The 13,596-nt window shown below is 74.6% G+C and carries 9 protein-coding genes; 4 read left to right on the forward strand and 5 right to left on the reverse strand.

From position 1 onward, the window contains the following. Positions 1–10 precede the first annotated feature (10 nt). Positions 11–1,831, forward strand: coding sequence for a LuxR C-terminal-related transcriptional regulator (locus ACIRGB_RS13040; RefSeq protein WP_403862736.1), 1,821 nt, complete (start codon positions 11–13; stop codon positions 1,829–1,831). A 43-nt stretch (positions 1,832–1,874) separates the two neighbouring features. Here ACIRGB_RS13040 and ACIRGB_RS13045 read toward each other — a convergent pair whose 3' ends face one another. Beyond that, positions 1,875–5,189 carry a CHAT domain-containing protein gene (locus ACIRGB_RS13045; RefSeq protein WP_403863460.1) on the reverse strand — a complete coding sequence of 1,105 codons (3,315 nt, stop codon included), beginning with the start codon at positions 5,187–5,189 and terminating at the stop codon, positions 1,875–1,877. 205 nt (positions 5,190–5,394) lie between these two features. Here ACIRGB_RS13045 and ACIRGB_RS13050 point away from each other — a divergent pair, with 205 nt between their 5' ends. From ACIRGB_RS13050 to ACIRGB_RS13060, 3 genes are all read left to right on the forward strand, one after another. Next, positions 5,395–6,828: a S8/S53 family peptidase gene (locus ACIRGB_RS13050; RefSeq protein ID WP_403862739.1), complete on the forward strand. Its 1,434-nt coding sequence runs from the start codon at positions 5,395–5,397 to the stop codon at positions 6,826–6,828. Between the two features lie 71 nt (positions 6,829–6,899). After that, positions 6,900–7,475 carry an RNA polymerase sigma factor gene (locus ACIRGB_RS13055; RefSeq protein ID WP_403862742.1) on the forward strand — a complete coding sequence of 192 codons (576 nt, stop codon included), beginning with the start codon at positions 6,900–6,902 and terminating at the stop codon, positions 7,473–7,475. Then, positions 7,472–7,954, forward strand: a complete 483-nt coding sequence (locus ACIRGB_RS13060) for a hypothetical protein (RefSeq protein WP_403862745.1) — start codon at positions 7,472–7,474, stop codon at positions 7,952–7,954. The genes ACIRGB_RS13055 and ACIRGB_RS13060 overlap by 4 nt, the downstream gene beginning before the upstream one ends. 36 nt (positions 7,955–7,990) lie before the next feature. Here the strand turns inward: ACIRGB_RS13060 and ACIRGB_RS13065 are convergent, their stop codons facing one another. From ACIRGB_RS13065 to ACIRGB_RS13080, 4 genes are all read right to left on the reverse strand, one after another. Continuing rightward, the gene (locus ACIRGB_RS13065) at positions 7,991–9,214 is read right to left on the reverse strand and encodes a cytochrome P450 (protein ID WP_403862748.1); all 1,224 of its coding nucleotides are present in this window, start codon (positions 9,212–9,214) and stop codon (positions 7,991–7,993) included. Positions 9,215–9,272: 58 nt separating this feature from the next. Then, positions 9,273–10,070: an N-formylglutamate amidohydrolase gene (locus ACIRGB_RS13070; protein WP_403862751.1), complete on the reverse strand. Its 798-nt coding sequence runs from the start codon at positions 10,068–10,070 to the stop codon at positions 9,273–9,275. 94 nt (positions 10,071–10,164) lie between these two features. Next, the gene (locus ACIRGB_RS13075; RefSeq protein WP_403862754.1) at positions 10,165–12,384 is read right to left on the reverse strand and encodes an NADP-dependent isocitrate dehydrogenase; all 2,220 of its coding nucleotides are present in this window, start codon (positions 12,382–12,384) and stop codon (positions 10,165–10,167) included. Positions 12,385–12,486: 102 nt separating this feature from the next. Further along, the gene (locus ACIRGB_RS13080; RefSeq protein ID WP_403863463.1) at positions 12,487–13,548 is read right to left on the reverse strand and encodes a mechanosensitive ion channel family protein; all 1,062 of its coding nucleotides are present in this window, start codon (positions 13,546–13,548) and stop codon (positions 12,487–12,489) included. Between the last annotated feature and the right edge of the window lie 48 nt (positions 13,549–13,596).

Here is a 13,596-nt window from a genome sequence, read left to right on the forward strand (position 1 = left end):
AGGGGTGAGTATGTCGACTCATGTTGCCGTGACGACTTCTCTGCGGGACGCGAAGAGGCTGGAGACGCCCTGGCCGTTCACCGGCCGGGCGGACGAACTGGAGCTGGTGCGCAGGTCCGTGGCAGCCGGCCGGGGCGGCCTCGTGGTGACCGGCCCGGCGGGCGCGGGCAAGACCAGGCTCGTGACGGAGGCCGTGCGCGGCACCGACTGCGTCCGGGCCGCCGGGACGCCCGAGACGCGGGACATCCCCTTCGCCGCCTTCGCCCACCTGCTGCCCGAACGGGTCACCCTGCACCGCGCGGTCCGCCTCCTGTCCGGCGTACGGCTGCTGCTGGTCGACGACGCCCACCTGCTCGACGGCGCCTCCGCCGCCCTCGTGCACCAGCTCGCCGTGCACGGCCGCACCCGCCTCCTGGTCGTCGCCACCGACGGCGCCGCCGTGCCGGACGCGGTGTCCCGGCTGTGGTCCGGCGAGCTGCTGCCGCGCCTCGCCCTGGAGCCGCTGCCCCGCGAGGAGACCGCCGAACTGCTCACGGCCGGCACGGACACCGCCCTGGAGCCGCTCACCGTCGACCGGCTGCACCGCCTGGGCCGCGGGGACCTGCGGCTGCTGCGCGACCTGCTGACCGCCGTGCGCGAGGCCGGCCGGCTGGTGCGGGTGCCGGACACGGACCAGCGGGCGTGGCGAGGACCGGTGCCGGTCACCCCGGCGGTCCGCGAGCACACCGCCCACGTCCTCGACCGCCCCCGCACCGGGGAACGGGAGACGCTCGAACGCCTCGCCTTCGCCGAGCCCCTGCCCCTGGACCTGGACCGGGACGCCCTCGACGTACGGGCCCTGGAGAACCTGGAGGCCGAGGGCCTGGTCACCGTCGACGACCACGGCGCCACCCGGCTCGCGCACCCCCTGCACGGCCCGGTGCTGCGCGCCGCCGCGGGCCGGCTGCGGGCCCGGCGGCTGGCTCGCACCCCGGACCGGACCGGTCCCGCCCTGGAGGCGGAGCGGGCCGCGCTCGCCCTGCGCATCGAGCAGGCCGACGTACGGGCGGTCGCGGCGCCCGTGGGGGAGTGGCTGGTCGCCGAGGGAGCGCCGCTGCCGGCCCGGTACGCGGCGCTGCGGGCCCGGTACGCGCGGCTGCGCGGACGGCTGCGCGAGGCCGCGGCCTGGGCCCGCGAGGGCCTGCGGACCCACCACGGCGATCCGGACTGCCGCACCGAACTCGCCCTGGCCACCGCGCAGTCGGGCGACGGCGTGCCGGGCGCCGAGGGGGCGGCCGCCGTCACCTGGGCCGCCGCCGCGCGCGGCGACCTCGGCGAGGCGGTCCGCACGGCCGGCCGGGGCGACCCGTACGACGCCGTGCGGCTCGGCGTACCGGAGCGGGTGGCGGGCCGGCTGACCGGCGTCTTCGCCGCGCACGCCGACGCCCTCGCGCGGGCGGACGGACCAGCACTCGACCGGGTCGCCGAGGAGTTGGAGCGGCGCGGCTTCCTGCTGTTCGCGGCCGAGGCGAGCGCCCAGGCGGTGGGCGCCCACCGCGACCCGCGGGCCGCGCGCACCGCCCGGACCCGGGCCGCGGCCCTCGCCCGGCGCTGCCAGGGCGCCCGCACCCCCGCGCTGTCCGGCCTGGTGCTCGGCGAACTCACCGCCCGGCAGCGGCAGGTCGTCACGCTCGCCGCCGCGGGCCTGAGCAACCGGCAGATCGCGGAGCAGCTGACCCTCTCCGTCCGCACCGTCGGCAACCACCTGTACGGCGCCTACACCCGCCTCGGCGCGGGCGACCGCGGCGCCCTGCCCTGGCTCGTGGAACTGCCCGAGGCCCAACCCGCCTGATCCGGATACCGGATACCGGATACCGGGTACCGGGCACCGGCATTCAGGCCGCGCCGAAGGCCGAGAAGGCCCAACCCGTCGCCTGGTGCACCGCGTCGCCCGGCAGCGCGGCCCGCGCGTCGCGCAGCGCCTCCGCCAGGGACAGCCCCGCGTCCAGCCCCTTGTGCAGCGCGAGCATCAGCGGCACCACCGCGGCGTCGTTGACCGGCGCGGTGCACGCCACCACCCCGGCCGTGCCCAGCGGCAGCAGCGCGGTGACCAGGCCCAGCAGTTCGTCGGCGCCGACCGACGCGAAGCGCGCGGTGTCGCAGCAGGGCAGGATGATCCGGTACGGGCTGCGGTCGAGCCGCTCGAAGTCGTGCACGATCAGCGGCCCGTCCGCCATCCGCAGCGACGAGAACAGGGGGCTGTCAGCACGGAAGGTCCCGTGCGCCGCGATGTGCGCCAGGGCGGCCCCGTCCAACTCCCGCAGCACCCGCGGCACCCGCGCGTCGTCCCCCTCCAGCACGACGGTCACACCGCGTGCGACGGCGTCGCCCTCCGGCAGGTCGGTCGTGCCGTGTGCGGGGGCGTCGCCCTCCGGCGTGACGGTCGCGCCGTGTGCGGTGGTGCCGCCCTCCGGCAGGGCGGTCGCGCCGCGTACGGTGGCGTCGCTCTCCGGCAGGGCGGTCGCGCCGCGTACGGTGGCGTCGCTCTCCGGCGGGATGGTCGCGCCGTGTGCGGGGGCGTCGCTCTCCGGCAGGGCGGTCGCGCCGCGTACGGTGGCGTCGCTCTCCGGCGGGATGGTCGCGCCGTGTGCGGGGGCGCCGCCCTCCGGCAGGGTGGTCGCACCACGTGCGGCGTCGCTCTCCGGCACAACGGTCGCGCCGTGTGCGGTGGTGCCGCCCTCCGGCACGTCCGAGAGCCCGGGCCGCCCGCCGCCGGGCCGTTCCGTACCGTCACGTTCCCGTCGAGCGGTCTCCCCGCCGCTGCCTTCGTCGCCGGCGCGCGGGTGAACGCGTGTCGTGCCGCCGCCCGCCCCGGCCGGACCCTCGTGCGGCGGTGTGCCGCGGGTGCCGGTCGGCTCGCCGTGCTCCTGCCGACCGCGCGGCGCCGCCGCCCATGCCACAGCCGTGTCGTTACGCTCGCCCCGGTCCCGCCCGTCGCGCGGTGGTGCCTCATGCGTCCCGGACGGCTCCCCGTGGTCCCTCCGGTCCCGCCCGCCCGTCGGGGGCCCGGGCGATGGGGTGCCCGTCCCGGCGCCTCCCGGTGTTCGCAGGCCGGCGTAGCGCTCGGAGAGTTCGGGGACCTCGGCGCCGCCGCTGGCGAGGCCGGGGCCGCGGACCAGGAGCTGGCGGCCGCCGGGCGGGGGAGCGGTGTCCCTCGCGCGCAGCCAGCTGCTCGCCGACGGCGACACGCTCAGGACCCTTTCCCGCAGGGCGGGCAGCAGCGCCCACGGCACCCGGTGCAGCCGGCCCGGCGGGACCACGACGACCGGACCCGAACCGAGGTGCGCCGCGGCGGGCCCCAGCAGGAGGTGCTGGAGCCGGGCGCCGGCCGCCTCCACCAGCGGCAGCCGCGCCTCGGCCCCCGGATGGGCCAGCCGCCGCAGCCCGGCCTGGACGTGCTCGGCCTCGACCTCCGCCTCGGCCAGCAGCCCGGCCTCGAACCGCCGCACCCGCCCCTGCCCGCACAGCAGCACGTGCACCCGCCCGTCGAGCACCGCCAGCTCCACCAGCCGCACCTCGTCGCCCAGCCGCCGCAGCAGCCGCGCCACGTCGAACCGGTCGCCGTCGCCGGGCGCCTCGCCCCGCATGTGCAGGGTGCGGGAGCGGATCTCCCGCTCCAGGCGCCGCTGTTCGCGCTCCAGGGCGGGAGCGGGCCGCCCGCCGTCGGTGCGGGCCTCCTCCGCGCGGGCGGCGAGTTCCCGGAACGCCGTCATGGCGGTCAGCAGCACCGGATCGGCCGGCGGCCGGGTCGGCGGCGCCGCCAGCACCGTCGCCCGCCAGCGCTCGCTCCAGCCCAGCAGCCGCCGCGGCCCGCCCGAGACCAGGGACGCCCGCTGCGCCAGCGCCGCCAGCTCCGCGCCCTGCGCCGTGGCCCGGGCCCGCAGCTCCGAGGCGCCCAGCGTCATCCGGTGGTCGTCGAGGACGTCGAGCCCGCGTCGGCAGGCCTCCAGAACCCCCCGCGCCGACCCCGCCGCCCGCGCCCGCAGCGCCTGCGCCGCCCAGCCCGTCATCCGCGCCAGTGGCGGTCCGCTGTGCCGGCTGCGCGCGGCCACCGCCAGATGCCGTTCCGCGTCCGCCGTCCAGCCGAGGTCCAGCGCGATGCGCCCCGCGAGCAGCGAGGCCTCCGGCGCGGCGGGCGCACCGAAGGCCGCCAGCCGCTCCGCCACCGCCGCCGCGTCCGCGACCAGCCGCCCCGACCCGCGCCCCGTGGCGACCCGCGCCTCGATCAGCACCAGCCGGGCGTGCGTCTCGTACCAGGTACGCCGCTGCCCGGCGAACAGCCGCACCGCGACGGCCGCGCGCGCGAGCGCGGTCCGCGGCTCGTCCGCCAGCCGGGCCGCCCGCGCGGCCACCAGCAGCAACTCCGCCTTGCGGGTGGACTGCCCGCCCATCCCGTCCAGCGCCGCGATCGCCCCGTCCGCCTCCGCCAGCGCCTCGGTGGCCAGCCCCGCCGCCATCAGCACCTCGCAGCGCCGGATGGTGAGCATGAACGTCGGCGTGCCCAGCTTCGCGTACCGCTCCTCCGCCTCGTCCAGCAACCGCAGCGCCGCGGGCACGTCACCGGCGCGGAACGCCGCCAGCCCCCGGCTCTCCACCGCGTCGGCCTTGTCGTGCTCCTGGCCCGTGGTGTCCCACAGCGCCTCCGCCGCCGTGAAGTCGGCGTTGGCCCGCTCCACCGAGCCCTGGGCCAGGTGCACGGTCGCCCGCAGCGTCAGCGCCCGCGCCGTCCAGATCACGTCGTCGACCTGCCGCAGCACCGGGATCGCCCGCCGTACGTCCACCAGCGCCTCGCCGTGCCGGCCGAGCACCCACCACACGTACGCCCGCCGGTACAGCACCCGCGCGCGCGTGTGACCGGTCCCGCGCGCCACGCCCCGCTCGAACGCGGCCAGCCCGGCCCGGGTACGCCCGGCGTGCACCAGCGCGACCCCGAGCGTGGCCAGGACGTCCGCCTCCCGCTCGGCCGACTCCGCGCGGGCGGCGAGGTCGCGGGCGCGCCGCAGATGGGCCAGCGCCCGCCGGGTGTCGCCGAAGTCCCGCTGCCAGATGCCGATCACCTGATGGGCGACCGAGGCGTGCAGCGGCGAGGGATCGGCGTGCAGCACCTCCTGAGCCCGCGTCAGCGCTTCGCCCGGGGCGGCGAACACCATCGGCAGCAGTTCGTGAACCGGGTCGTCTCGCGCTGTCACCCCACGGATGGTAATGCTCCGGAACCACGCCACACAGGTTCGAGTCTGTATCAATCGGCCGCTCCGGGACTCTGATTGACGACCACTGCCACCACCGTGGTCGTGTCCGCGGTCACGACCGCGGCCCCGAACGTCGTCACCGCCACCGCCCCAGTGGAGGACAAGCATGGCACCACAGCGATTCCGCGAGCAGTTCGACCAGATCCAGCGCTCGATGCCGGACGTTCCGCTGGCGATGGGACCGGACGACTCCGCCGAGTTCCTCTACGAGAAGGGCGTCGTCCTCGCCCGCGACGGCGAGGAGGCACGCCTCGTCGAGGATACCGTGCGCGACCACTTCACCGCCATGGCCGGGCTGACGCCGGACCACGTGCGCCGGACGAGCCCGGAGACCAACCGCACCGGCATCACCCGCATCCAGGTCGCCGACCCCGGCGAGGGCGACGGCGGCGGCGACCCCACCGTCGCCCACGCCCTGCGCTCCCTCAGGACCATGGAGGGCCGCGCGGGCCGCCGGCTGATCAGCCGCAACCACGTCGTCTCCATCGCCGTCAACGCCTGCCCCGGCGACGAACCCGTGCCCGTCCCGCTGACCGAGCCGCCGAACCCGGCCCCCGACGGGACCCCGTACGACGCCGCGACCGCCGTCGGCGTCCTCGTCATCGACACCGGTCTCATGCACGACTACCGGTCCTACCCGCTGCTGGCCCACACCGAGGGCGACGCCCAGATCAGGGAGTGCGGCGACGACGGCGTCCTGTGCCAGTACGTCGGGCACGGCACGTTCATCGCCGGGCTGGTCGCCGCCGTCGCGCCCAACACCGAGGTGACCGTCCGCAACACCCTGAACGACGCGGGCGCGATCCTGGAGTCCGAGCTGGGCGAGAAGCTCTTCGAGGCCGTCGACCGCGGCGGCTGGCCCGAGGTCCTCAGCCTCTCCGCCGGCACCTCCAACGGCCGCACCGACGGCCTGCTCGGCGTGCACGCCTTCATGGAGGAACTGCGCGACCAGCGCACTCTGCTGGTCGCCGCCGCGGGCAACAACGCCAGCGCCACACCCTTCTGGCCCGCCGCCTACGCCACCCTGCCCGGCTGGGAGGACTCGGTGCTGTCGATCGGGGCGCTGCGCTCCGACGGCGAGTACGGCGCCTGCTTCAGCAACCACGGCGGCTGGGTGCGGGCCTACGCCCCCGGCGAGCGCCTCACCAGCGCCCTCACCGGCTTCGGGACACCCGTGCCGTACGTCTACCAGCACTCCACCTACGACGCCTGCCGGTTCGGTTTCAGCTACCCCTGCACCTGCCAGTACCCCCCGCACAACGGGGTGCTGAGCGAGCCGGGCGAGGCGCCCGCCAAGCCGGACCAGGTGATGTTCGAGGGGCACGCGCAGTGGAGCGGCACCTCCTTCGCCACCCCCGTGGTCGCGGGCCTTGTCGCCTCCCACATGACGGCGCACAAGGAGACCGACCCGCGCGCGGCGAGCCGGCAACTGCTCGCGGCCAACACCGAGTACGCGGAGGTGCGCGGGGCGCACGTGCCCGCGCTGCTGCCGCCCACCTGGCGCCCGGTCTCCGTCGACCCGTCGGCGGGCGGGTCGTGAACGGTCTGCTCCCGGTCGGAACCGTCCACTCCACGGCGTACGATGGCAGGTCGTACACGAGGGGTGGGACCGTGGACCGTGCAGAGGTCGGGGCGCTCGTCCAGTCGGCGGCCGACGGGGACGCGGCGGCCTGGAAATCGCTGGTGGACGGGCTCGGTCCGCTGGTGTGGTCGGTGGCCAGGTCGCACGGGCTGTCCGACGCCGACGCGCACGAGGTGTACCAGACCGCCTGGTTCCGCTTCGCCCAGCATCTGGGCCGGATCCGGGAACCGGAGAAGTCCGGTTCCTGGCTGGCGAGCACGGCACGGCACGAGTGCCTGAAGCTGCTCAAGGCGGCCAGGCGGTGGACGCCGACCGACGATCCGCAGCTGCTCGACCGGCCGAGCGAGGACCACACGCCGGAGGAGTCGGTGCTCGACTCCGAGGAGGCCGCCGCGCAGACCGAGCGCGTACGGCTGCTGTGGCAGGAGTTCGAGGAACTGGGCGAGCGGTGCCGCCAGTTGCTGCGGGTGCTGATCTCCTCGCCACCGCCCAGTTATCAGGAGGTGTCCGCCGCGCTGGGTATCGCGGTGGGCAGCATCGGGCCGATGCGGCAGCGCTGTCTGCGCCGGCTGCGGGCCCGGCTGGAGGCACGGGGGACCAAATGAGCGATCTCAACGACGGGCGCGACGAGTACGACGACCGCGACGGGGAGCTGTACGACGGTCTCCTGGAGGAGGAACTGCGGCAGGCCGCCGCGATCCTGGACCCGGTCCCGGCCGAGCTGCGGCGGGTCGCCGTCGACGCCTTCGCCCTGCGCGACCTGGACGTCCGCGTGGCCGAGCTGACCTTCGACTCGCTGGTGGACGGCATCCCCGTCAGGGGGGAGGCGGACCCGCCGCGGATGCTGACCTTCCAGTCGGACGGGGTGACCGTCGACGTCGAGGTGACCGCTCAGGGCCTGATCGGCCAGCTGCTGCCGCCGGGCCCGGCCGGGATCGAGGTGCTGAGCGGCCCGCGGGCGCATGCCCGGCTGACCGCCGACGACATGGGCCGGTTCACCGGCGAGGCCCCGCCCGCCGGTCCGTTCGCGCTGCGGCTGCGGACCGGCCGGGAGGTGGTCGTGACGGAGTGGCTGCGGGCCTGACGCGTGCTGCCGTCCGCCGGGTGCGGGGTGGCGGGGCTACCAGGTGCAGGGCAGCGTGCGCGGTCCCCTGATCATGGTCTTGCGGCGCCAGGCCACCTGGTCGGCCGGGACCGCGAGCCGCAGCCCCGGCAGCCGGTCGAGGAGCGTGTCGACCAGCAGCTCGGTCTGCATCCGGGCGAGCACGGCGCCCGTGCAGAAGTGGTGCCCGTTGCCGTACGCCAGGTGCGGGTTGGGGTCGCGGTCCAGGTCGATGCGGTCCGGGTCCGGGAAGACGTCCGGATCGCGGTTGGCGGCCAGGTAGGAGACGTACACGGGGTCACCGGCGGCGATGCGCGTCCCGCGCACCTCGACGTCCTCCAGGGCGATGCGGGCCAGGCCCACCGAGGTGCGGTGCGAGATCCAGCGCAGCAGCTCGTCCAGCGCCGTGCCGCGCGCCTCGGGCCGCTCCCGCATCTGCGCCATCAGCTCGGGGCGGGTGAGCAGCAGGTACAGCATCTGGCCGACGTTGTGCGTGACGGCCTCGCCGCCGATCTGCAACGGCCCGGCGAGCCCGACGGCCTCCGTCTCGCCGACCTCGCCGCGGCCCACGGCGGCACCGAGCATCGCGTACACGTCGGTGCCCTCGCTGCCGGACCGGGCGCGGACGGTCTCGGTGATCCACCCGTACAGGCCCTGTTTCGCCCGCTCGGCGGCCTCGGCGCCGCCGGAGGTGGAGATGATCTGCCGGGTCCAGGAGTGCACGCGCTCCCGGTCGGCGGCCGGTACGCCCATCACCTCGCTGACGACGGTGATCGGGAACGGCTCCAGGACCCGCTCGACCAGGTCGGCCGGCGGCCCCTCGGAGAGGACCCCGTCCACGAGCCCGTCGAGGATCTCCTGCGCCCGGGGCCGCAGCCGTTTCGCCGCGCCCACGGTGAACGCGCCCGCGACCGCGCGCCGCAGCCGGTTGTGGTCGGGCTGGTCGGCGAAGGCGAGCGAGCCGGGGCGCGGCTTGAAGTGCGGGGCGAGCCGCGTGATCTGACGCTGCGTCACCTCGGCCCGGCCGAAACGCGGATCGTTGGTGATCGCCTTCACGTCGTCGTACCGGGTCGCCAGCCAGGCCCAGCCCTCGCCGTGCGGGAGCCGGACGCGGGTCAGCGGCCCCTCGCGCATCAGCTCGGCGAGGACCGGGTCGAACTCCGGGCCGTCCAGGTCGAGGGCGGGCCAGTCCCGCACCGGGGGCGGCGACTGGCCGGTGAGCGTGGTGGTCTCCTGCGTCATCCCCCCACCCTCGCCGCGCCCCCGCCCGGCTGTCGCGCGGGAGTGCTCCAGCCGGTGGTCAGGCGGTGACGGAGTCCACGAGCGCCGCGAGCGACGCGGCGAGCCGGTCCAGCCCGGGACCGGCCGGGCCGCCCGGCTCCGTCATGTAGGTGTCCCGGCGGATCTCCACCATCAGCGCGCCGACCTCGGCCCGCGTCCGGTAGAAGTCCAGCGGTACGTACGTCCCGCCGAACGGGCTGTCCAGTCCGGTCTCCCCGCACGGGGAGAACGCCTCCCGGGCCGCGGCGAGCAGTCCGGGCGGCGTGTGGAAGGCGTCGGTGCCCAGGCAGACGGGTGGGCGCGGGCCCGCACCGTGCAGTTCGTAGGGGAGCGGCTCGGCCGGGTAGGAGTGCACGTCGACGATCACGGCCCGGCCGGTGACCGCGAGCCGGTCGGCGACCGCCTCGGTCATCGCCCGCGCGTAGGGCCGGAAGTACCGCTCGATCAGCGGCGCGGGGTCCGCGCCCTCGGGACGCAGCACCTCGCGGTGCGAGGTCCGCGTGTACACGGCGCCCATCCCGACGGCGGTCATCTCCTCCCGCTCGTCCGGGAACCGCTCCGGGTCCACGACCAGCCGCGACACCCGGTTCACGAACCGCCAGGGCGTGACACCGGCCAGCTCGGCGGCCCGCCCGGCGATCTCCGCGGTGTGCGCATCGGTCATGTGGTCCAGCTCCCGCTCCAGCTCCGCATCGGACAGGACGATGCCCGGGCGGACGTCGGCCGGAATCTCCCGGGAGGAGTGCGGCACGTGCAGGATCACGGGGGAGTCGGCGGCCCCCGGGACGAGGGCGAAGGAAGCGGGGGCGTGGGTCATGAGGAGTCTCCGAAGGCCTGGGGGGTGACAGACGGGCACCCCGTCTCCGCCGGGCGGAAACGGGGTGCCGTGGGGCGTGCGGGGCTCCCGGGGATCAGGCGAGGGACGCCAGGGCCTCGTTCCAGGTGGTGGACGGGCGCATGACCTTGGCGGCCTTGGCCGGGTCGGGCTGGTAGTAGCCGCCGATCTCGGCCGGCTTGCCCTGGACGGCGTTCAGCTCCTCGACGATCTTCTGCTCGTTCGCGGTGAGCGTCTCGGCGAGCGGGGCGAAGGCCTTGGCCAGGTCCGCGTCGTCGGTCTGCTTCGCCAGCTCCTGCGCCCAGTACAGGGACAGGTAGAAGTGGCTGCCGCGGTTGTCGATGCCGCCGACGCGGCGGGTCGGGGACTTGTCCTCGTTGAGGAAGGTCGCCGTGGCGCGGTCGAGGGTGTCGGCGAGGACCTTGGCCTTGCCGTTGCCGGTGGCCTCCGCGTACTGCTCCAGGGACGGCACCAGGGCGAAGAACTCGCCGAGGGAGTCCCAGCGCAGGTAGTCCTCCTTGACCAGCTGCTGCACGTGCTTCGGGGCCGAGCCGCCGGCACCGGTCTCGAAGAGGCCGCCGCCCGCCATCAGCGGGACGACCGACAGCATCTTGGCGCTGGTGCCCAGCTCCAGGATCGGGAACAGGTCGGTCAGGTAGTCGCGCAGCACGTTGCCGGTGACGGAGATGGTGTTCTCGCCGCGGCGGATGCGCTCCACCGACAGCTTGGTCGCCTCGACCGGGTTGAGGATCCGGATGTCCAGGCCCTCGGTGTCGTGCTCCGTCAGGTACGCCTTGACCTTGGCGATCAGGTTGGCGTCATGGGCGCGGCCCTCGTCCAGCCAGAAGACGGCCGGGTCGCCGGTGGCGCGGGCGCGGGTGACGGCCAGCTTCACCCAGTCGCGGATCGGGGCGTCCTTGGTCTGGCAGGCGCGGAAGATGTCGCCGGCGGAGACCGTCTGCTCGAGCACGGCGTTGCCGTCGGCGTCGACCAGGCGGACCGTGCCCGTGGTGGGGATCTCGAAGGTCTTGTCGTGGCTGCCGTACTCCTCGGCCTTCTGCGCCATGAGGCCGACGTTCGGGACGGAGCCCATCGTCGACGGGTCGAAGGCGCCGTTGGCGCGGCAGTCCTCGATGACGGCCTGGTACACGCCGGCGTAGGAGGAGTCCGGGATCACGGCGAGGGCGTCGTGCTCCTGGCCGTCCGCGCCCCACATGTGGCCGGAGGTGCGGATCATGGCCGGCATGGAGGCGTCGATGATGACGTCCGAGGGCACGTGCAGGTTGGTGATGCCCTTGTCGGAGTCGACCATGGCCAGCTCCGGGCCCTCGGCCAGCTCGGCGTCGAAGGACGCCTTGATCTCGGCGCCCTCGGGCAGGGACTCCAGGCCCTTGTAGATGCCGCCCAGGCCGTCGTTCGGGGTGAGACCGGCCTGGGCGAGCGTCTCGCCGTACCGCGCGAAGGTCTTCGGGAAGAAGGCGCGGACCACGTGGCCGAAGATGATCGGGTCGGAGACCTTCATCATCGTGGCCTTCAGGTGCACCGAGTACAGGATGCCCTCGGACTTGGCGCGGGCGACCTGCGCGGTGAGGAACTCGCGCAGCGCGGCGACGCGCAGCACGGAGGCGTCGACGACCTCGTCCTTCTTCACCGGCACCGACTCGCGCAGCACCGTGGTGGTGCCGTCGTCGCCGACCAGCTCGATCCGCAGGGTGCCGTCCTCGGCGATCACCGTGGACTTCTCGGTGGAACGGAAGTCGTTCTCGCCCATGGTCGCCACGTTCGTCTTGGACTCGGCGGTCCAGGCGCCCATGCGGTGCGGGTGGGTCTTGGCGTAGTTCTTCACCGAGGCCGGGGCGCGGCGGTCGGAGTTGCCCTCGCGCAGGACCGGGTTGACCGCGGAGCCCTTGACCTTGTCGTAGCGGGCGCGGATGTCGCGCTCCTCGTCGGTCTTCGGGTCGTCCGGGTAGGACGGCAGCGCGTAGCCCTGGCCCTGAAGCTCCGCGACGGCGGCCTTGAGCTGCGGGATGGACGCCGAGATGTTCGGCAGCTTGATGATGTTGGCGGCGGGCGTCTTGGCCAGCTCGCCCAGCTCCGCGAGGGCGTCCGGGATGCGCTGGTCCTCGGTCAGGTACTCCGGGAACAGGGCGATGATGCGGCCGGCCAGCGAGATGTCGCGGGTCTCGACCGCGACACCCGCCTGCGAGGCGTACGCCCGGACCACCGGCAGGAACGAATACGTCGCCAGGGCCGGGGCCTCGTCAGTGTGTGTATAGATGATGGTCGAGTCAGTCACCGGGTGCTCCGCTCCACGTCTGCAACATTGCTCGACATCAAGATATCTCGTGATCGACCCCGGCTCGACAGGGGTCGCGGGGAGATTCCGGCCACGCCGCGCTCAGCCGAACGGGACGACGTCCTCGCCCGCGCGCTGCTGCGGGAAGACCACGGCCCCCTGCTGGAGCGCGACCGTACGGGCGGGCGACGGGATCCGGATGCCCTCCGCGCGGTAGCGCCGGTGCAGCCGCTTGATGAACTCGTGCTTGATCCGGTACTGGTCGCTGAACTCGCCCACGCCCAGGATCACGGTGAAGCCGATCCGCGAGTCGCCGAAGGTGTGGAAGCGGATCGCCGGCTCGTGGTCCGGCACCGCGCCGCTGACCTCGGTCATCACCTCGGCGATCACCTCGTCCGTCACCCGCTCCACGTGGTCCAGGTCACTGTCGTAGGAGACACCGACCTGGACCAGCACGGTCAGCTGCTGCTCGGGCCGCATGAAGTTGGTCATGTTCGACTTCGCGAGCTGCCCGTTGGGGATCACCACCAGGTTGTTGGACAGCTCCCGCACGGTGGTCTGGCGCCAGTTGATGTCCTCGACGTACCCCTCCTCGCCGCTGCTGAGCTGGATGTAGTCACCCGGCTGCACGGTCTTGGAGGCGAGGATGTGAATGCCCGCGAAGAGATTGGCCAGCGTGTCCTGGAGGGCCAGCGCCACCGCCAGCCCGCCCACGCCCAGGGCGGTCAGCATCGGCGCGATGGAGACGCCCAGCGTCTGCAGCATCACCAGGAAGCCGATGGCCAGCACCAGGATCCGGGTGATGTTGACGAAGATCGTGGCCGACCCGGCGACCCCGGAGCGCGAGTTCGTCACCGTGCGCACCAGACCGGCGATCACCCGGGCCGCCGTCACCGTCGCCACGAAGATCAGCAGCACCGTCAGCACCTGGTTGACACCGTGCTGCACCGCCCGCGTCAGCGGCAGCGCCGCCGCCGCACCGGCCACCCCGGCCGCGACCGCCGCCCACGGCGCCACCGTGCGCAGCGCGGCCACGATCACGTCGTCGCCGCCCCAGCGGGTGCGCCCGGCATGGCCCGCCAGCCAGCGCAGCAGCAGCCGCAGCAGGAACGCGCCCAGCAGGCCCGCGCCCAGCGCGATGCCTGCGGGCAGCAGGTGGTCCATGGTCAGGTCCTCGGTCACCGGCAGTCTCCAAACCTACGGGATGTCGGG

The organism is Streptomyces sp. NPDC102490, from assembly GCF_044765285.1.
In the GTDB taxonomy this organism is placed as follows: Bacteria; Actinomycetota; Actinomycetes; order Streptomycetales; family Streptomycetaceae; genus Streptomyces.

Coding starts and splice junctions, on each gene's coding strand:
- ACIRGB_RS13040 (WP_403862736.1), top strand. CDS start 11: ATGTCGACTCATGTTGCCGTGACGACTTCTCTGCGGGACGCGAAGAGG.
- ACIRGB_RS13045 (WP_403863460.1), bottom strand. CDS start 5,189: ATGGTGTTCGCCGCCCCGGGCGAAGCGCTGACGCGGGCTCAGGAGGTG.
- ACIRGB_RS13050 (WP_403862739.1), top strand. CDS start 5,395: ATGGCACCACAGCGATTCCGCGAGCAGTTCGACCAGATCCAGCGCTCG.
- ACIRGB_RS13060 (WP_403862745.1), top strand. CDS start 7,472: ATGAGCGATCTCAACGACGGGCGCGACGAGTACGACGACCGCGACGGG.
- ACIRGB_RS13065 (WP_403862748.1), bottom strand. CDS start 9,214: ATGACGCAGGAGACCACCACGCTCACCGGCCAGTCGCCGCCCCCGGTG.
- ACIRGB_RS13070 (WP_403862751.1), bottom strand. CDS start 10,070: ATGACCCACGCCCCCGCTTCCTTCGCCCTCGTCCCGGGGGCCGCCGAC.
- ACIRGB_RS13080 (WP_403863463.1), bottom strand. CDS start 13,548: ATGGACCACCTGCTGCCCGCAGGCATCGCGCTGGGCGCGGGCCTGCTG.